Genomic DNA, 18882 nt, shown 5'->3' on the forward strand with positions numbered 1-18882 from the left:
AGCAGGTCTTGGTACCGACACTGCGGTCAGGCGACATCGTCGTGATGGATAACCTTCCGGCTCACAAGCCCGCCGCAGTCCGCGACGCGATTGAGCGGGCCGGCGCCGAGCTCCGCTTCCTGCCGCCCTACAGCCCAGACTTCAACCCGATCGAATTGGCCTTCTCCAAGATCAAGGCGCTACTCAAAAAGGCCGCCGCCCGAACCCTACAAGACCTCTGGGACGCAATCGCTCAGGCCATCGATGCCGTCACGCCGGAAGAGGCCAGAAACTACTTCACCGCTACAGGGTACGATCATGAGTGATCCGAAAACGCTCTAGCGGAGCCCGCCTATTCCGTCGGCAGGCCGTGGACCTTCAGGGCCTGCTGCATCGACGGAATCTTCCAGACCGCGTTCTTCATCGCCCTGACCTTCGGACAGGCCGCCGCGAAGGGCTCCTGCTCGGGATGCCAGAGGGCCAGCATCGCCAGATAGATATCCGCCGCACTGGCCGTGTCGCCGAACAGGTACGGGCCGCTTCCCGCCGCCAGGGCGTCGTCCACCACTTTCCAGCGCGGGGCCAGACCGGCCATCGCCAGTTCCTTGGCCGCCGGGCGGGCGGCCTCGTCGGGGACCATGTCTTCCACATGGTAGATCCGCTGATAGGCCGGGTAGAGCGTCCCAGATCCGTAGGCGACCCACTGCAGATACATCGGCCGCTCGGTCGAGCCCGGCGCCGGGGCGAGGGCGGGCGCCAGCTCCGCCAGGTGCAGCACCATGGCAGCCGATTCGAGGAGCACCCGGCCGTCGGGCAGACGCAGGGCGGGCACCGTACCGAGCGGATGGATGTCGCGCAGATACACGTCGGTCTTGTGCTCCTTCTCCTTGGTCCGGACCTGCACCGTGTCGTGCGGCACCCCGCCCTCGATCAGCAGGCAGAGCGGCGCCAGCGACCCGGAGAAGCTGCTCCAGTACAGGGTATGGACCATCGGGAGTTCCTTCCGAGTTAACCAGATAAGGTGCGCCGTACCGTGGTTTCTGGCGCCGGCCGGGTCAATCTGCCCCAGGACCCGGCAGATGGGAATAACTGTCGGTGCCCCGGCGTCTGTCTAGAGTGGCGCGGCGAGATCTCGTTTCCGCGACGCCACACCGCTGCGTCCGCGAAAGAGATCGACCGTCATGTCCAATCGCAACCGGCCCATTCCTCCCGGGACAGCCACCGGCCATGGCCGGGTGCGGCCGCTGGTCCTGTCGGTGCTCTGCGCTTCCATGACCCTGGCGCTCACCATCGGCATCGTCCTGGAGTTCCAGGACTACATCTCCCAGTCGATCGTCGGGCCGTATCAGTGGCTGTTGGTCGGGCTCTTCACCATCCTTACCGCCTGGATCTCCGCCAATTTCTGCCTCTCGGTCATCGGCGCGGTCTCGCTGGCGATCAGCCGGCGAAGCAGGGCGCCGTATTCGGACCGGGTGGTGGGCGGCCGGCTGGCGGTTGCGATCCCGATCTACGAGGAGGATCCCGACGCCGTGGAGGCCGGGCTGGATCGGATGTTCGCCTCGCTCAGCGCCGAGTCCCGGCTCTACGGCTTCCACCTGTTCATCCTCAGCGACACCCGCAGCGACGCCAAGGTGGAGCGGGAGATCGCCGTGTGCCGACGTCTGCGCCGCAAATACGACGCGGCCGACCGGATCTTCTACCGCCAGCGCAAGGACAACCGCGGGCGCAAGGCCGGCAACATCCAGGACTTCGTGGAGACCTGGGGCGGCGCCTACGAGTTCGCGCTGATCCTCGACGCCGACAGCCGCATGGACGGGCCCACGGTGCAGCGCCTGGCCGACGAGCTCGACGCCGATCCGAAGCTGGCCCTGGTGCAGACCTGGGTGCGGCCGGTGCGCGGCACCACGCCGTTCGGCCGCATGCAGCAGTTCGCCACCTCGGTCTACGGCCAGGCCTCGGCCGAGGGCGTGCGCCTGCTGATGGGCGACAGCGCCACCTATTGGGGCCACAACGCCATGATCCGCATGGCGGCCTTCGCCGAATGCTGCGGCCTGGCCGCGCTGCCAGGCAATGCGCCGCTGGGCGGGGAGATCCTGAGCCACGATTTCGTCGAGGCGGCGATGCTGCATCGCGGCGGCTGGTCTGTGAAGGTCGTGGCCGACCGCCTCGGCAGCTTCGAAGAGCCGCCGCCCAGCCTGCTCGCCCATGCCGCCCGCGACCGGCGCTGGTGCCAGGGCAACCTGCAGCACATGCAGCTGCTCGTCGCCGACGGCATCGGCTGGACCAACCGGCTGCATTTCTTCATGGGGGCGCTGGCCTATCTCGCCTCGCCGATCTGGATGCTGTTTCTGATCGCCGGCGCGGTCGGTCTGCTGGCCCGCGCTCCGGCCATGGCCGCGCTGTCCGGCGTGGCTCCGGTGTCGCTGCCGCCGATCGTGGACGCCAATCCCTGGCTGCTGGTCGCCGTGTCGCTCGGCATGCTGTTCCTGCCGAAGATCATCGGCACCGTGCTGGTGTTGACCGACGGCCCGCTGCGCCGCGGCCATGGCGGGGTCTTCCCGCTGCTCGGCAGCATGCTGGCGGAGATGGTGTTCAGCACCCTCAGCGCGCCGGTGATGATGTTGCTGCACACCCGCTTTGTCGTAGAGATCCTGGCCGGCTCATCCAGCGGCTGGAAGCCGGGCCAGCGCACCGGCGAGCAGGCCGCCCTGGGCGAGGTCCTGCGGGCCCATGGCATGCACATGGTCGTCGGCGTTCTGGCGGCTATCGCGATCGGCTGGGCGTCGCTGGAGGCGCTGGCCATTGCCTCGCCTGTGATCGCCGGGCTGGTGCTCTCGGCACCGCTGACCCTGGCCGGCAGCTCGCCGGCTCTGGGGGCCGCGATGCGCCGGGCCAGGCTGTTCCTGATCCCGGAAGAAGTTCACCCGCCGAAGGTTCTGACCGATGGCGGGTGAGACGAGGACGGATTGTCGGGGAAGCGCGGAGGAGGGCAGCCGGAACGCGTTCCGGACCTATCGGGGCGTGCTCTTGTTCTCCACGGCCGGCATGACGGCGCGTTGGGCCAGGGACGAGGCCGGCAGGGCTGAGGGTGCCAGGGCGGAGGGTGCCAGGGCGGAGAGCCCTGACATGGCCGAGATCATAAGCCCGCCGACGGTGCGCAGCTCACGGGAAGGCATCGGCATCGGGGCGGGGGCCGGGGTCAGCGCGGAGGCGTCGTCGGTACCCTCGTTGAACAGGTTTTCAAGATCAATGTCTGCGGAAGACATGAGGCCGGCCCTTTCTGGCGCTTTGTTCGGACAACGAGGCGGTAGATCGTCTCGTGCCTCAATGGACACTGACGGTGAACGCGCGCCGGAAATTCCGGAATGGCGTCACCAAATCCTTAACGCGCAACGGGGCAAACGGTTGCCTGATCCGTTTATTCCCGTGTTTCAAAGCACTTAACGGAGGCGAAATGAAGATCGACCGTCGACATCTGCTGGCTCTGGGCGCGTCGTCGCTCGCGGTCACGTTCCCGATGGCGGGAGTCTGGGCCCAGGAAGGCGGGCTGCGGGAGCGGATGGGCCAGGTCGGCTCGTTCGAGGACCTGCAGGCCCTCGCCCAGGAGGTGGCCAAGACGCCGTTCGAGGCGCCGCAACGGGTGCCGAGCCGCTTCACCGACCTCAACCACGATCAGTACATGTCGATCCGTCTGGCCGAGGGGGGGAAGGTCTGGTCCAGCACCGATCTGCCGTTCCGGATGGCGCCATTCCATGCCGGCTGGCTGTTCCCGCATCCGATCGCGCTGTACCAGATCGGGTCCGACGGGACCCAGCCGGTGGCGTTCGATCCGAACCGTTTCGCCTATCCGCAGGAGATCCCCGCTCCGGACCAGGGCGAGACCGAGCGGCTTGGTCATGCCGGGTTCCGGCTGTTCGACCGGTTCGATTTCGAGCGCGACATCGCCGCCTTCCTGGGGGCGAGCTATTTCCGCGCGGTCGGCAAGGAGATGCAGTACGGCCTGTCGGCCCGGGGCCTGGCCCTGAACACCGCCCAGTTCGGCGAGGAGGAGTTCCCGATCTTCCGGGCGTTCTGGTTCCACCGGCCGGGCCCGGAGAGCAACGCCATCATCGTGCTCGCCCTGCTGGACAGCGCCAGCACCGCCGGCGCCTACCGCTTCGTCATCGAGAGCGGGCGCTCGACGGTGATGGACGTGACCGCGTCGATCTATCCGCGCACCGAGCTCGACGGCATCGGCCTGGCGCCGATCACCTCGATGTATCTGCATGGCGAGAACGATTACAGCAAGCGGGACGACTTCCGCCCGGAAGTCCATGATTCGGACGGCCTGGTGATGCGTACCGGCGCGGGCGAGTGGATCTGGCGGCCGCTGCGCAATCCCTCCGCCCCGCGGATCAGCACCTTCAGCGACACCGCGCCGCGCGGCTTCGGCCTGCAGCAGCGTGACCGCAGCTTCGCCCATTACCTGGACGACGGCGTCTATTACGACCGGCGCCCCAACCTGTGGATCGAGCCGAGCGGCGACTGGGGCAAGGGGCGGGTCGAGCTGGTGGAGCTGCCGGCGAACGACGAGACGGTGGACAATGTCGTCGTGTACTGGCGGCCGGAGAGTACGCCGCAGCCGGACCAGCCGGTCACCGTCGGCTATCGGATGACCTGGGGTACGGAGATGCCGGACCGGCTGCCCGCCCCGGGGCGGGTGATGGCGACCTGGACTGGGATCGGCGGCATTCCAGGCGAGGAACGCGACCCGAAGGTGCGCAAGTTCGTCGTCGACTTCACCGGCGGCGATCTCGCCCGGCTGGGCGAGGGCGACGCGGTCGAGGCCGTGGTCAGCGGCTCGGCCGGGGCGGTGCGCCGGGTGGCCTGCCGGCCGATCGAGGAGCTGGGCGGCTGGCGGATGAATTTCGATCTGGACCCGGAGGGGGCCGATTCCGTCGACCTGCGCGCCTTCCTGCGGTACCGCGGCGGGGCGCTGACGGAGACCTGGATCTATACCTGGAACCCGAAGGACGGCTGAGACCGGACCCCGGCCGCTGGGACGCTGGGACGGGGTGAATCCGTCTCAGCGACCCTTGCCCTCGCCGATGCCGGGCTCGGGTGGGTCGGAGTCCGGCTCCTCCGCGGCCGGCGGGCCGGGCTCCGGGCCGTCGGCGACCGTGTCGGGGATATCGGCGGTGATCAGCGTGTCGCCGGAGCGCCAGCCGAAGCCGATGAACGCCCAGTCCCGGTACCCGGCGACCCCCTGGATCGGTTCGGAGCGGTCGGCCAGGGCGCCGCTCTCCCGCCAGTAGGCCGTGTAGGCGACCTTGGCCACGCCGAGCCGCTGCCGGCGGGACGCCAGAGAGATCTCCGGGACCGAGAGGTCGCCGGCCAGCGGAACCGGCACGTCGAAGGCGGGGATGCCGACGATGGTCTTGGTGCCGTCGGTCGACAGCGCGCCGGAGCGGATCTCGACGATGACTTCCGCGTCGTTCAATTGGCTGACCAGATGGGCGCCGCTCTCCAGCACCCGGTCGCGGAAGGCGCTGATGGCGTAGCTCTTGTCGTAGGCCTCGAACCGCGAGGCGTCGACGAAGACCTTGGTGCCCTTGGGCACGTTCAGGGTGACATCGCCGACCGCCCGGTCCACCGCCGTCGACAGCAGGAGCTGCTCCTCGGCGGTGCGCTCGGGATTGCTGGTCCGGGTCTCGGTGCAGCCGGCACACAGCGCCAGCACCGCCAGCGGGATCGCGAGTAGGTCGGTCGTCGATGTCATCGCTGAGATCGCCGTTCTGGGTGGGGAGGGCGGTCGCCGTCAACTGTATCTGGCCGCATTGGTGGGGGCGCATGGGTCGGATCGCAGCTGTGGCTCTTCGCCTAAGCGACCGCCGGACCGGGTCTAAAATTCCGTCCGGACGGCCCGGCGGGGACGCCTTTGGGCCACCCTGCATGCGTCGATGCCTGGACGCCACCCCCCGACGGTGGATAAAACAGAAGGGACGCGCGCTCGCGCCGACGACATTTCTTGGGGAGATTCCATGGCGCGGCCCGTGATCGGCATCCAGTGCAACCGCTTCGTCGCCGAAGGGGTGATCGAGGCCCAGATGACCGGCAAGCGGACCATCGAGGCGGTGGCCGAGGTGTCGGGTTGCACGCCGCTGCTGATCCCGGGCATGCCGGAGGCGGTCGACGTGGCGGACCTGCTGGAGGTGCTGGACGGGGTGGTGCTGACCGGCGGCCGGGCCAACGTGCATCCCAGGCACTACGGCGAGGAGCTGAGCGAGCGCCACGGCGAGATGGACGACGGCCGCGACGGCCTGACCCTGCCGATGGTGCGCACCTGCGTGGAGCGGGGCATCCCGATCTTCGGGCTGTGCCGGGGCATCCAGGAGATGAACGTCGCCTTCGGCGGCACGTTGCATCCGGAGGTCGGCGAGCTGCCGGGCAAGCACCGCCACCGCATGCCGAAGGGCTGCAAGGATCCGGAGATCATCTTCGCCCTGCGCGAGCATGTGCGGCTGACCCCCGGCGGGCTGATGGCGCGGATGCTCGACGCCGAGGAGATCGTCACCAACTCGCTGCACGGCCAGGCGATCCAGCGCACCGGCGACAGGGTGGTGGTCGAGGGGCTCGCCGCCGACGACACGATCGAGGCGATCTCCATCGCCGACGCGCCGAGCTTCGCCGTCGGGGTGCAATGGCATGCGGAGTACAACGCCGCCGCCGATCCGGTCAGCCGGGTGCTGTTCGAGCGGCTGGGCGACGCCGCCCGCGCCCGCCAGAAGCTGCGCCATGCCGGCCGCCTCGCCGGAGCGGCGTGAGATGAGCGGGCAGACCCGTCCCTCGCCCGACAATTGGGGATGGCAGGCGCGGATCGGCATGTTCATCGTCTCCAGCGAGGCGGTCCCCGAGGCCGAGTGGTGGGCCATGTGTCCGCCCCATGTCTCCGTCCACGCCGCCCGCGTGGCGGCGAAGGCGCCCTGGGCGCGCTGGAACGCGGACCGCTCGGCGGTGACGCTCGAGCCCGACCTGCAGCGTGCGGCCGAGCATTTCGCCGGGATGCGCCTGGGCGCGGTGGTGATCGGCCACAGCTCCAGCAGCATCCTGGGCGGCGCCGGCTGGGACGCGGCGACGGTGGCGGCGATCTCCGGGATCGTCCGGCCGGAGACCCAGGTCACCACGAACGGGATCGACGGCCAGGCGGCGATGTTGGCCGCCGGCGTGCGCCGGCCCTTCATCGTGCTGCCGCCCTGGTTCAACGACGCCACCGCCGAGGCCGCCATGACCTATTACCGGGGTCTCGGCGTCGCGCCGGTCGGCCCGCTGCGCTACGACCCGGGCCGCGGCTGGCGCGAGGTGCCGCATGGCGAGATGTACCCGCAGGGCCTGGGCTTCGAGCAGGAGGTGGAACCGCTCTACGCCCAGATCCGCGCCGCCTGTCCGGCCGAGGCCGACGGCGTGTTCATCGCCGGCACCGGCTTCCGCTGCGTGGCGATCCTGGACGCCCTGGAGCGCGACCTGCAACGCCCGGTCCTGTCGGCCAACCAGGTCAGCCTCTGGCACTGCCTGCGCCTTGCGGGCGTGCGGGCGCAGGTATCGGGTTACGGCAGCCTGTTCGGTTTGTGAGCTAGGTTCTGGACCTCTAAATCGGCGCGCGTTGAATCGACCGTGTCTTCATACAACCCACTCGATGATGAGGTTCTCGAGAAAATTGAGATCGGCCAGCGCGTTGTTGTCTCCGGTGAGTTCGAGGGGGCCGACCTTTTCTCCGAGGATGAGATCGAGGGGGAAGCCGTGACGACGCTCTCAGGCCCGGCCTGACACACAGATCCCTGCGCCGGAGGCCCTGCTCGCGGTCCGGCGCAGTGGCCAGCCTAATTTTGCGTAAGGTTTGGGCCGCCCTTGGGCGGCCCATTCTTCGGCATGTAGAGATATTCAGATCACTCTGACGGAACGAAGATCAGGATTTTCTTCCCAGGGCTGGCTCAATCTCCTTTCTGGACAAGAATCCATCGGAAACCCTCTGGCTAAGGAGATTCGATTTTTCAATCAGGCCTTTCAGGCAGTCTCGATAGGTCGACGAGGCGCGCTTGAAGTCTTCAATTTCTTCAGAGCATTCGCGAGTTTCCGACGTATCGCTGAACGGCTTGGAAAGTGTCGAGCAATACGGGCGGATTGGTTGCGAACAGTACAGCTGAGCGGATGCACTTGGCGCGAAAGCCAGCATGCCTGCGATGATGCTGACAGTCCTGAAACTTGGGATTGGCATGGTTGGTTCCTCATATCGCCCTGTGGCTTTTCCGAGATCATTCTGCCTTCACAGAACATACGGTGGGTTTGCAGCCACGGTCAGGTGACCTGGTCTCGCGTCGCGGGGATTATTGTTGGTCTTATTTCCCACGACCGAGTCGCTATTGCGCTGAGACAGATTACTGAGGGCGGTGCCTAAGATCTGCTATTGGATGTCCCGGCATCCGCCAACTGTTCGGCGCAAATGTCAGCTGCGCCTAGGACAGGGCTGTCGCCGCCCGCCATCGTTACCCAGCCACCTTCCGTAATCACGTCGTCCTTCGCCCAGGACTCGGCGTCTTCAAGCGCAGACATCGTCTTTTCGAAATTGGCGCTCTGTTGGACGTTATGAGCGCATATGGATGCCGCCAACTCGGCTCGCGCCTCCTGTGCGGCGGTGTTGGCCATGACTCTGGCCGAGCCGGCCGTCATCCATCCCCCGACGGTGAATCCGACGGCCAGGACGACCACGGTCATACCGACGCTTGACCAAGCTAGCGCCGTTTTTGACGGGCGATACTCCCTAAAACGTTCGCTCAGGCTCTTGTCGCTATTGGTCATCGTTCGCTCCCTGTGTTTGTGGTTCCCCTGCAAAATCAGTGCTAATGCCCATTCATTGAATGAGCGTTATTGAATTAGAATTTGGAGCATAAACTTATAATAATATTCCATTAGATGTAAGATCAGGCTGAATTGAGAGAGTGAAAAAATAATGACAAGAGCTGTCAATATTTTGCCATAATTTAGAAATATTTCGGTGAAATCGATCTGGAGCATATTTTTGATCGAGAACTGTTGAATAAATCTTATCCAACTACACTGCTGGCTTCGAAGAAAGTGAGAGAAATAGTCCTCTGACATATCGACGTTGTGGGGATATCGGTGCGAAACGGTTGCCGTGATGCAGCCAAATACCTCATCCAGATCTCTGGGACAGGCCAGATTTCAACGCGCCAGTTAGGTCTAGCAACATCGATACGACTCACGAGCGATGCCTGCCAAATACTGGTCCCGGACGACCACTTTGGGTCGAGAGTGACGATCGAACTCAATATCCGAATGTCTCGAACGGTCCCTGACGAGCCCCCAGCCCCCTAAACCGGATCGCGGATCAGCGGCATGGTGGAGCAGTGGATGCCGCCGCCGTTCAGCATCATCTTCTCGTAGGCGATGGTGGTCCACGTCACCCCGGCGGCCGCGAGCTTGTCCAGGGTCTCGTTGGTGCCGCCCTCCGGCATGATCAGCCGGCCCGGCGCCACCGCCAGGGAGTTGATGATGGCGCGGTTGTCGGCCGGGCTGATCTCGATGGTGCGGATGCCCTTCTCCTTCAGCACTTCCAGGAAGGAGTAGGGCAGGCGGTCCTGGTCGATCAGGGCGAGGTCCCTGTCGACCATGAGGAACTGGCCGTCGATATGGATGTCGTGGCCGGGCAGGTCGATGGCCAGCAGCTCCACGCCCTGGGTCGCCAGCACCTCGCCGATCTGCCGGGCGGCCTCCCGGTTGACCCGGATGCCGCAGCCGACCACGACGGTCTTGGCGTCGATCCAGGCGAAGCTGCCGCCCTCGAACAGCGCCGTGCCGGACAGGGTGCGCAGGATCGGGATGCCGAGTTCGGCCAGCGTGCGGGTGATCGCCAGCACCTCGCCCCGGCGGATGCGCGCACCCATGCGGCTGACGATGGCGCCGCCCTTCACCATGACGAAGGGATCCCGGGTGTAGCAGGATTTCAGCCGGCCGTCGGTCACGCCCCGGACCTCGAACACCTCCACGTCCTCGGCCCTTAGGGCGGCGACCAGCGCGTCGTGCTGGGCGCGCATCTCGTCGAAATCGGGGACGCTCTCGCTCTGGAAATACCAGCCGTGCTCGACATTGCCGAAGGACCCGGTGGCGGCGATCCGCTGGGACGGGTCGACCACGTCCATCTCCGGCCCCGGCCGGTGCACCATCACCGCCCGCAACCGGCCCACGTCGTTGTCGACGCCCCAGTTCCGCCCCCAGATGGCGGTCATCTCGCCCTCGCTGTGGAAGGCGGGCTCGGCCGGGGCGGCGAAGAGGCGGATGGTCTCGTTGTAGACCCAGTGGGCGGACGGCTTGGCGGTCATGGGAGGTCCTTCATCGGTCGCGGTGTCCGGACCAATGGTGCGGCGCGGTGACGTCCGGCACCACCCGCTGATTTTCAGGACCGCTCCTTACCCGGGGTCCGGCGCCCCAGGGGACAATCCGGACCCCGGGCCTCCCCCCGGAGCTCTGGAGATGTGATCGGGCCTCGGTCTCAGCCGCCGGCAAGAAGGTCCGGGTACTGAGCGCGGGCCGTCGGGCTGAAGATCGGCTCGACCCAGTCGCCATGGGTGCTGCGCAGGATCCAGTCGCCGCCGAGGGCGAGACTGCCGACCGGCATCAGCGAGCCCGAGACCTCGGCGCGCAGGACGACGCTCAGGAACCGGGCGAAGCTGGCGCCCCTCGGCCCGGCCAGGACGGAGCAGCCGTAGAGCACGACGCTGGGCGCTTCGCCGAGCGCGGCGGCGATGGACTCCAGGGTCTTATGGCTGAGCACCAGGGCGGCGAGATCGATCCGGCTGCCGGCAAGCATCAGCGTGCCCGGCCTGCCGTGGCTGAGGATGTGCAGAGAGGGAACGTCGTGCCGGCCGGCCAGGAAGTCGGCGATCTGGCCGAGGCCGCTGCGGTCGGGCACGAGCAGAAGAATGTCGACGTCGTTGCCCAGATCGGCGATCAGGCAGTCGGCGTCGCGAACGTCGGGGTCGATCACCAGGACCGGTTTGGCCACGGCGGGCGCCTGCGAATTGGCGGCTTTGCCTTCTAGCAGAGTCATATGAGGTCTCCCTTCTGGATCCCACGCCATCGGATGACCGCTGTCCGGCACGTTTCTCGCCACCGGATCAGCGTTAACCTTAGTATTGCCGAGATTCGCGCTGCCGGGTTTTCCCGGCGTCTCAATAATCTTGCGCCAGCGTCTCATTTTCGGATTTCCGAAGGTGCGGGTTCGGGTTTCCGAAGGTGGCTGGCGTCGAACGGGCAAGCCGTGCTCGGATGGGGCATAGGCGCCAAGACCTGTGGAAGGGGATGGAATGCAGACGGATCGGGCCACGGCCCAGACTGGGGACGAGGCGCTCTGCGCTTTCGCCGCGACGTTGCGCTGGGAGGATATCCCCGACCATGTGCGCCACGAGGCCAAGCGCTCTCTGGTGAACATCTTCGCCACGGCGCTGGCGGGCTGCCGCGAGCCGGCGGTCGATATCATGCTGGAGACGTCCGCCGCCTATAGCGGCCCGGCCACCAGCACGGTGATCGGGCGCACCGAACGCATGGACGCGCCGACTGCCGCCTTCGTCAACGCCATGGGCGCCAACATCTTCGACTTCGACGACACCCACGAGGCGACGATCATCCATCCGGCATCGGTGGTCTTCGCCCCGATCTTCGCGCGGGCGGAGGCGAGCCCGTTCTCCGGCATCGACGCGCTGCGGGCCTTCGTGATCGGCGGCGAGGTCGTCTGCCGTGTCGGCCTGTCGGTATCGCCGTATCACTACTCCCACGGCTGGCATATCACGTCGACCTGCGGCGGCTTCGGGGCAGCGGCGGCAAGCGGCGCGCTGCTCGGTCTGGACGCCGCGCAGATGACCAGCGCCTTCGCCACCGCGGCGGCGCAATCCTCCGGGCTGGTCGATGCGCTCGGCACCATGGCGAAGAGCGCCAGCGTCGGCGGCGCGGCCCGCAACGGACTGATCGCCGCAGATCTGGCGTCGCGCGGCTTCTCCGGTCCGGCCCGGCCGCTGACCGGCGCGCGGGGATATCTCGCCGTCTATGGCCAGGGGGCGAAGCCGGAGGCGCTGGGCGACGATCTGGGTCACCGCTGGGAGATCGCCGACAACGCCTTCAAGCCCTATCCGGTCGGCGTGGTGCTGAACCCGGTGCTCGATGCCTGCCTGGAGGTCTATCGGGACGAAGAGGTGCGGGCCGGCGACGTGGCCTCGGTGGAGCTGACCGGCCATCCGCTGCTGCGCCAGCGCACCGACCGGCCGGACATCGCCACCGGGCGCGAGGCGCAGGTCAGCGCGCAGCACGCCATCGCCATCGTCCTGGCGCGGGGACGGGCCGGGCTGGCGGAGTTCACCGACGCCGCGGTGGCCGAGACCGCGGCATCCGGCCGGCCGCAGGTGCGCTTCCACGACGAGGCCGGACGCGACGTCGCCTCCGCCGTGGTGACGCTGCACCTGAAGGACGGGCGTATCCTGACCCGCGAGATCCACGCGGCACGGGGCTCCAGGACCAACCCGCTCAGCGACAGCGAGCTGGAGGCCAAGCTGACGACTCTGGCCGAGGGGGTCGGGTTCGCCGGAGAGGTGGACCGGCTCCTCGAGGCGCTCTGGACCCTGGACGATCTGGCCGATGCCGGCGATGTGGTCCGGCTGGCGGCCGGAGGCTGAGATGCTGGCCGGACGCACCGCGCTGGTCACCGGCTCCGCCGCCGGACTGGGCTATGCGCTGGCGGAGGGGCTGGCGGCGGCGGGGGCCAATGTCGTGATCAACGGCTTGTGCGCCGACGCGGAGGGCCGCGCCGCCGCCGACCGGCTGGCCGAGGCGCATGGGGTGGGGGCTGCCTTCGATCCGGCCGACCTGCGCGACGCCCGGCAGATCGAGGCGATGGCCGCCGGTGTGGCCCGGCGCTTCGGGTCGCTCGACATCGTGGTGAACAATGCGGTGATCCGGCATTTCTCGCCGATCGAGGCGTTCGCGTCGGCCGACTGGGACGAGTCCATCGCCGTCAACCTGACCGCCGCCTTCCACCTGGCCCGCCTGTCCCTGGCGGGGATGAAAGCGCGGGGCTGGGGCCGCATCGTCAACCTGTCCTCCTATTACGGATTCCGGGGGGCGGAGAACCGTATCGACTACGTGACCACCAAGACCGCGCTGATCGGCATGGCCCGGGCGATCGCCATCGAGACGGCCGGGAGCGGGGTGACCTGCAACGCCCTGTGCCCCGGCTCGGTGCTGACGCCGGCGATCGAGGACCGCATCGCCGGCATCGCCGCGCGGAGCGGGGAACCGGTCGAGGAGGTCGCCAAGCGCTACGCGTCGGAGCGCAGCCCGATGGGCCGGTTCGTGGATCCGGCGAAACTGGCGGCCGCCCTGGTGTTTCTCTGCGGCCCGGCGGGCGACGACATCACCGGGACCGCCCTGCCGGTCGATTGCGGCTGGTTCGCCGCCTAACAGCTTGGTCACATGCGACGGTGGCGGTGACCCCGGGGTGACGGTCAGGCGCCGCTGCCGCCGACCAGCAAGGGCAGGGCGATGGCGACGGCGTAGACCCCGAGCATGGCGGCGCTCTCCAGGCCGATGCCGGCGGGACCCTCGCGCTGGCGGTAGAGCTGGCCCAGGGTCAGCACCGCCGTCATGATCAGTCCGACCGCCAGCCAGTACAGGTCGTCCGGCCCGATCGCGTGGTACAGCGAGCCCTCGCGGTAGCCGACGTCCGAGATCGTCAGGAACAGGGTGTCGAAGGTGTTGCCGCCGATGATCCCGCCGACCGCGAGCTGCAGGGCGCCGCGCCGCACGGCGGCCAGGGTCGTGACCAGCTCCGGCAGGGAGGTGACCACCGCCGTCATCAGCGCGCCGACGACCGAGGCGGAGAGATCGAAGCGGTCGGTCAGGGTCTCGGCGATCTGGGCGATCACCCAGCCGATCGTCCCCATCATCAGCATCAGAGCGATGAACGAGGCGAACAGCAACGGCGTGGAGGGACCCTTGCCGTTCTCCGGCTCCGGCTCGTCGGGGCGGGTGTCGCGGGTCTTCACCGGCCGCCACATGGGCTCCTCGCGGATCCGCCGGGTGGCGATCACGCCGCCGACATAGATCGCCACCAGCAGGATCGACACCGGATGCACGCCCAGCACCGACACGTCCGGCCCGGTCAGGGCGAACAGCGGCAGGGCCAGCATCAGCATCAGCAGCGCGCCCTGGAACACGTTCGACAGGTCGGCCGCCGCGTGTTCCAGGTTGACCTTGCGGTGCAGGATGTCGGCCAGGGCCAGGAACGCGGTCTGTGCGGCGATGCCGCCGATGCCGTTGGAGAAGGCCAGCGACGCCCTGCCGTCCAGGGCGGCGGTCAGGGAGACGATGGAGCCGGACAGGGAGGTCGCCGCGCCCAGCAGCACGCCGCCGACCAGGGCCTCGCCCAGGCCGGTGCGGTCGGCGATCTGGTCGGCCTGGCCGGTCATGCGCAGGCCGCCGAGCAGAATCCCGACGGCGCAGGCGGCGAAGATGCCCAGCAGCATCGCGGTGGAGAGATCGGAGAACATCACTTGGCAACGGGCCAGCCCGGCGCCGGTTCGCGGAAAGTTGGCTCAGGCGGTCGGGGTGCCGGACACGATGATCTCCAGAACCTCCTGCTCGGACGTCTCGGCGATTCGCCGCTCGCCGACATTCTGGCCGCGTTTCAGCACCATGACCCGGTCGCCGACCTCGAAGATGTCGGTCAGCCGGTGCGAGATGATGACCTGGGCCACGCCCAGCCGCTTCAGCTCCGCCATGGTCTCCAGAAGCTGGGTGGTGGCCATGACCGACAGGTTGGCCGTCGGCTCGTCCAGGACGATCAGGCGCGGTTGGAAGGAGATCGCGCGGGCGATCGCCACGGACTGCTGGCGGCCGCCGGACAGGCTCTCCACCTTCTGATAGACCGAGTTCACGTCGACCTTGAGCCGGCGCAGGACGGTCTCGGCGTCGGCGTACATCTTCTTGCGGTCGACGAAGAGGCCTTTGCGCGGCCAGCGGCCGAGAAAGATGTTCTGGCCCACATCCAGGTTCCCACACAGCGCGAAGTCCTGGTAGATCATCTCGATCCCCCGGTCCCGGCTCTCGTGCGGGCTGCGGAAGTCGGTCGGCCTGCCGTCGACCAGGACATCGCCGCCGTCGCGGTGATAGGCGCCGGTCAGGATCTTCATCAGGGTGGATTTGCCGGCGGAGTTGTCGCCGACCAGGCCGAGGATCTCGCCATGGCCGATGGAGAAGTCCACATCGCTCAGCGCCCGGATCGCGCCGAAGGACTTGCGGATTCCGCGCATCTCGATGAACGGCTCGGTCGGGGCGTCAGGCATGGGGGTGCCTCCTGGGGATGTCGGGTTTTCTGCCGGTCAGAGCGGCGACCAGCCGCGCCAGCGGACGGGACTGACGCAGCCAGATGTCGGTCAGCACCGAGAAGATCAGGATTAGGCCGATAATGACGTTGACCCAGTGCTGCGGCAGCACGATGGACTCGCCCGAGGCGGTCACGATGTTGAGCTGCAGGATGGCCCGGACCAGGGTGATCACCGCCGCGCCGGCGAGCGAACCCAGCATCGTGCCGTAGCCGCCGAAGATCGAGCCGCCGCCGATGATCACCGCGGCGATGGCGTCGAGCTCGCGGAACTGGCCGGCGACCGGGTTGAAGCTGCGGAAATAGGCGACGTTGATCACCCCGGCCATGGCGGCGCAGAAGCCGCAGAGCAGCAGCGCCATGATCCGCACCCGGTTGGTGTTGATGCCGGCATAGTCGGCGGCGCGCCGGTTGCCGCCGGTGGCGTAGACCGCCTGACCGATGGTCGTGCGGGCCAGCACGATCCCGGCGATCCCGGCGACCACGAGCAGCCACACGGTCTGCACGCTGACCACGTCGGCGAGCGCGCCGAACCAACCGCCGGGCGGGGCGATGCCGCCGTAGTCCAGGATGTCGCCGACCTTGCGGCCGATCAGGTTGAAGCCTTCCGACCAGCCGGTGAGCTGCTGGCCGGAGACGATCCAGGCGGCCACGCCGCGCGCGATGTAGAACATGCCCAGCGTGGCGATGAACGACGGCAGGCCGAAACCCACCGTCACCAGGGCGTTGACCGACGCGGCCAGCAGCCCGGCGAAGAGGCCCAGCGCCATGGCCGAGGCCGGGTCGAGGCCCAGCACTTTCAGCCCGTAGGCCGCCGCGCTCCCCGCCAGGGCCAGCACCGCGCCGACCGAGAGGTCGATGTCGCCGCAGGCGATGACATAGGTCAGCCCGACGGTGAGCAGGGCGAGCTCGGTATAGTTCAGCAGGATCGCGAAGCTGTTCGACAGGTGCCACCAGTAGTCCGGCCGCAGGGCCAGGCCGATCAGCCAGAGCGTGACGGTCAGCAGGATCGCCAGCGCGTCGCGCCGCGCCAGGAAGCGGACGAGCGGGTTGGTCGACAGGCTGAGCTCGCCGCCGCCCGACGTCCGGGTCTGGGCGCCGACCAGGGCGATGCCGCCGACATCCGGGATCGGCGGTGGTGGCCGGTTGCGCAGCCGTGCCCAGAGCCGGGCCAGCAGGCGTCGGCGGATCACATAGGGCTCGATCAGCACGGCGACGATCAGCAGCGTGCCGATGAAGGCGGGCACCGCGCCGGCGGGCAGGGTGGAGACGGCGTTGACCTCGATCTTCTGGCCGCCGATCTCCACGATCCGGGTGATCGGCACCCCTTCGCGCAATACCTTGTTGATCAGCACGATCAGCAGCGCGCCCAGGAAGCTGCCGATCACCCGCCCGCGGCCGCCCAGGATGGAGGCGCCGCCGACGATCACCGCGGCGATCACCATCAGCTCGGTCAGCAGCCCGGCCTGGGAGGTGACGCCCTTGTCCTGGGCGACGGTCATCAGCCCGGCGAGCGTGGCGCAGAGCGAGGACAGGACATAGGCCCGGATCCGCACCAGAGTGGTCGGGATGCCGGCATATTTGGCGGCCTGCTCGTTGCCGCCGGTGGCCATGGTCTCGTAGCCCCAGCGGGTCTTGCCGAGCACGACGGCGCCGACGGCCACGCAGATCAGGGCGATGGCGATCTGGTTGTTGAAGCCCCAGCCGTTGGTCTCGCCGAGCTGGAAGAACGCCTCGTAGTCCCGCGCCTTGATCGGATACAGCACCGAGCGCCCGCTGGTCAGGCCGAGCACCAGCCCGCGGCCGATGAACAGCATGGTCAGAGTCGCGATGAACGCCGGCACCCGCAGATAGGTGACCAGCACCCCGTTGATCACCCCGATCAGGGTGCCGAGAGCGACGCAGACGGCGATGGCCGGGACCACGCCCATGTCCATCCGGTTCGGGTCGAAGACGATGGAGAACACGACGGCGACCAGTCCCAGGGTGGAGCCGACGGAGAGATCCAGGTCCTTGTTGGCGATCACGAAGGTCATGCCGACCGCCATCACCGCCACCCGGGCGCTGTCGCGGAACAGGGCGTGCAGGGCGTCGGTGGTGCCGAAGAAGGCCGGATTGAGCACCGCGCCGGCGACGAACAGCAGCGCCATCATCGCCAGCAGCCCGGCTTCCCAGGCGCCGACCAGCTCGCCGGGCCGTCGCCAGGCCGGCCGGGGAAGTACGTCTGTCATGGAGGGTCCGGTCCGCTTCCCTGGGGGCTGGCTCGGCGGGAGGGACACACCCTCCCGCCGGATGCAGTGCGGCGGGGGCTACGCGCTCAGTTCTCGAACCGCTTGCCGACGCTGCCGACCGTCTCGCCCGTCACCAGTTGCGCGCGGGTGTCGAGATTGGCGGCGGCGATGCCGCGGTCGATCTGCAGATAGAGCTGCATCACCGGCCAGAACCCCTGCAGGAACGGCTGCTGACCCAACGCGCCGGTCAGGTCGCCGGAGCGCAGCGCCTCCTGCTGGGCCGGACCGAGGTCGAAGCCGTAGGCGCACATCTTGCCGCTGTTGCCGGTCTGGGCGACCGCCTTGGCCAGGGCCGGGGTGAAGACGTTGTTGCCGGCGAAGGCGCCGACCACGTCGCCGCGGCTCTCGATCAGCGAGATGATGCTGTTCACCGGGTCGTTCATGTCGGCCGATACGCCGACGCTCTCCGGGCCGGCATCGACCTTGAAGTTGCCCAGCGTCCCCGCCTTGGCGAGACCGGCGACGATCGCCTCATAGGCGGCGGTGACGCGCCGGTTCACCTCGATATTGCCCATGGCGGTGTCGTTCGGCAGCAGGATCGTTCCACCGGTCACGCCGCGCTCCTGCAGGCACTGCACCAGCGCCTCGCCGGCGATGGCGGCGGCCCCGGCGTCCTGGCCGGTGTGGCTGATGGCGTTGCGGTTCAGGATCGAGCCGTCATAGGAGTTGGTGGTGGCGACCGGCAGGCCCTTGTCCATCGCCGCCTTGACGATGTCGTCATAGGCGCCGACCTGGGGCGTGGTCATGATCAGCCCGTCCAGGGTCGGGTCCTGAATGATCTGGTTCAGGATCTCGATCTCGCGGGCCGGGTCGTCGGTCGGCGATTCCGAGCCGAGCAGCAGCACCTTGGCGCCGATCATGTTGGCCGCCGACAGCGCTCCGACATAGACAGGATCGAAGAAGCCGTTGCCGGCGGTGTGGGTGACGATGGCGAAGGTCAGCACGCCGTCGTTGGAGTGGAAGTCCCTGGTCCCGGGCGCCTCCTTGGCGGCGTCCTCGAAACTGTAGCCGCTGACGGCGCGGTCGATGCTGCCCGACTGGGCCATGGCACCGGTGGCCGCGAGCCCGACGCTTACGAAGCTCAGGGCGGATGCGAGAAGCAGTGTGCGTAGCGCTGACATGGGCGTGTCCTCCACTCTCTCATTTTTTCTGTCGGCGTTTGTTTCCTTGGCCGGGCGGTTCCGCCGTTGT

The 18882-nt window shown here is 67.9% G+C and carries 19 protein-coding genes; 8 read left to right on the forward strand and 11 right to left on the reverse strand.

The window, feature by feature from the left end:
- Window positions 1-305: transposase (locus tag BLS34_RS20195; RefSeq protein WP_139189407.1), on the forward strand; the 305-nt coding region annotated here is incomplete at its 5' end.
- A 26-nt stretch (window positions 306-331) separates the two neighbouring features.
- Here the strand turns inward: BLS34_RS20195 and BLS34_RS20200 are convergent.
- A complete protein-coding gene (locus BLS34_RS20200; RefSeq protein WP_093153285.1) occupies window positions 332-970 on the reverse strand; it encodes a glutathione S-transferase family protein in 639 nt (212 codons plus the stop codon).
- Window positions 971-1160: 190 nt separating this feature from the next.
- Here BLS34_RS20200 and mdoH point away from each other — a divergent pair, with 190 nt between their 5' ends.
- Entirely contained in the window at window positions 1161-2933 is a 1773-nt protein-coding gene (mdoH, locus tag BLS34_RS20205; protein ID WP_093153288.1) for a glucans biosynthesis glucosyltransferase MdoH, read from the forward strand.
- 57 nt (window positions 2934-2990) lie between these two features.
- Here the strand turns inward: mdoH and BLS34_RS20210 are convergent, their stop codons facing one another.
- Window positions 2991-3245 (reverse strand): hypothetical protein, encoded by a 255-nt coding sequence (locus BLS34_RS20210; protein ID WP_028794406.1) that lies wholly within the window; start codon window positions 3243-3245, stop codon window positions 2991-2993.
- A 188-nt stretch (window positions 3246-3433) separates the two neighbouring features.
- Here BLS34_RS20210 and BLS34_RS20215 point away from each other — a divergent pair, with 188 nt between their 5' ends.
- Window positions 3434-4999, forward strand: coding sequence for an OpgD/OpgG family glucan biosynthesis protein (locus BLS34_RS20215; RefSeq protein ID WP_093153291.1), 1566 nt, complete (start codon window positions 3434-3436; stop codon window positions 4997-4999).
- 45 nt (window positions 5000-5044) lie between these two features.
- Here the strand turns inward: BLS34_RS20215 and BLS34_RS20220 are convergent, their stop codons facing one another.
- Window positions 5045-5737: a DUF6655 family protein gene (locus tag BLS34_RS20220; protein ID WP_093153294.1), complete on the reverse strand. Its 693-nt coding sequence runs from the start codon at window positions 5735-5737 to the stop codon at window positions 5045-5047.
- A gap of 262 nt (window positions 5738-5999) precedes the next feature.
- On the opposite strand from BLS34_RS20220, the gene BLS34_RS20225 reads away from it, so the two are divergent.
- From BLS34_RS20225 to BLS34_RS26020, 3 genes are read left to right on the forward strand one after another with little or no spacing between them, the layout of a single operon-like run.
- Window positions 6000-6782 (forward strand): gamma-glutamyl-gamma-aminobutyrate hydrolase family protein, encoded by a 783-nt coding sequence (locus BLS34_RS20225; RefSeq protein ID WP_028794408.1) that lies wholly within the window; start codon window positions 6000-6002, stop codon window positions 6780-6782.
- Window position 6783: 1 nt separating this feature from the next.
- The gene (locus tag BLS34_RS20230; protein WP_139189408.1) at window positions 6784-7587 is read left to right on the forward strand and encodes a maleate cis-trans isomerase family protein; all 804 of its coding nucleotides are present in this window, start codon (window positions 6784-6786) and stop codon (window positions 7585-7587) included.
- A 42-nt stretch (window positions 7588-7629) separates the two neighbouring features.
- Complete coding sequence (locus BLS34_RS26020) at window positions 7630-7782, forward strand: hypothetical protein (protein ID WP_175474319.1); 153 nt, start codon at window positions 7630-7632, stop codon at window positions 7780-7782.
- Between the two features lie 139 nt (window positions 7783-7921).
- Here the strand turns inward: BLS34_RS26020 and BLS34_RS25590 are convergent, their stop codons facing one another.
- From BLS34_RS25590 to BLS34_RS26025, 4 genes are all read right to left on the reverse strand, one after another.
- Window positions 7922-8230: a hypothetical protein gene (locus tag BLS34_RS25590; protein ID WP_139189409.1), complete on the reverse strand. Its 309-nt coding sequence runs from the start codon at window positions 8228-8230 to the stop codon at window positions 7922-7924.
- Between the two features lie 176 nt (window positions 8231-8406).
- On the reverse strand, window positions 8407-8811 hold the full coding sequence (locus BLS34_RS20235; RefSeq protein ID WP_093153300.1) for a hypothetical protein: 405 nt from the start codon (window positions 8809-8811) through the stop codon (window positions 8407-8409).
- 533 nt (window positions 8812-9344) lie between these two features.
- On the reverse strand, window positions 9345-10352 hold the full coding sequence (locus BLS34_RS20240; protein ID WP_093153303.1) for a dimethylarginine dimethylaminohydrolase family protein: 1008 nt from the start codon (window positions 10350-10352) through the stop codon (window positions 9345-9347).
- A gap of 170 nt (window positions 10353-10522) precedes the next feature.
- The gene (locus BLS34_RS26025; RefSeq protein ID WP_028794412.1) at window positions 10523-11080 is read right to left on the reverse strand and encodes a DUF4347 domain-containing protein; all 558 of its coding nucleotides are present in this window, start codon (window positions 11078-11080) and stop codon (window positions 10523-10525) included.
- 256 nt (window positions 11081-11336) lie between these two features.
- On the opposite strand from BLS34_RS26025, the gene BLS34_RS20250 reads away from it, so the two are divergent.
- On the forward strand, window positions 11337-12695 hold the full coding sequence (locus BLS34_RS20250) for an MmgE/PrpD family protein (RefSeq protein ID WP_093153306.1): 1359 nt from the start codon (window positions 11337-11339) through the stop codon (window positions 12693-12695).
- Window position 12696: 1 nt separating this feature from the next.
- Window positions 12697-13479 (forward strand): SDR family oxidoreductase, encoded by a 783-nt coding sequence (locus BLS34_RS20255; RefSeq protein WP_093153543.1) that lies wholly within the window; start codon window positions 12697-12699, stop codon window positions 13477-13479.
- A 44-nt stretch (window positions 13480-13523) separates the two neighbouring features.
- On the opposite strand, the gene BLS34_RS20260 is transcribed toward BLS34_RS20255, so the two are convergent.
- The 4 genes from BLS34_RS20260 to BLS34_RS20275 form a co-directional block, all read right to left on the reverse strand.
- Window positions 13524-14567, reverse strand: coding sequence for a sodium:calcium antiporter (locus BLS34_RS20260; RefSeq protein ID WP_028794415.1), 1044 nt, complete (start codon window positions 14565-14567; stop codon window positions 13524-13526).
- Window positions 14568-14612: 45 nt separating this feature from the next.
- The gene (locus BLS34_RS20265; RefSeq protein ID WP_093153309.1) at window positions 14613-15362 is read right to left on the reverse strand and encodes an ATP-binding cassette domain-containing protein; all 750 of its coding nucleotides are present in this window, start codon (window positions 15360-15362) and stop codon (window positions 14613-14615) included.
- The gene (locus BLS34_RS20270) at window positions 15355-17631 is read right to left on the reverse strand and encodes an ABC transporter permease (RefSeq protein WP_093153312.1); all 2277 of its coding nucleotides are present in this window, start codon (window positions 17629-17631) and stop codon (window positions 15355-15357) included. The genes BLS34_RS20265 and BLS34_RS20270 overlap by 8 nt, the downstream gene beginning before the upstream one ends.
- Before the next feature lie 86 nt (window positions 17632-17717).
- Complete coding sequence (locus BLS34_RS20275) at window positions 17718-18812, reverse strand: substrate-binding domain-containing protein (protein ID WP_093153315.1); 1095 nt, start codon at window positions 18810-18812, stop codon at window positions 17718-17720.
- Between the last annotated feature and the right edge of the window lie 70 nt (window positions 18813-18882).

This window comes from Thalassobaculum litoreum DSM 18839 (assembly GCF_900102465.1).
GTDB lineage: Bacteria > Pseudomonadota > Alphaproteobacteria > Thalassobaculales > Thalassobaculaceae > Thalassobaculum > Thalassobaculum litoreum.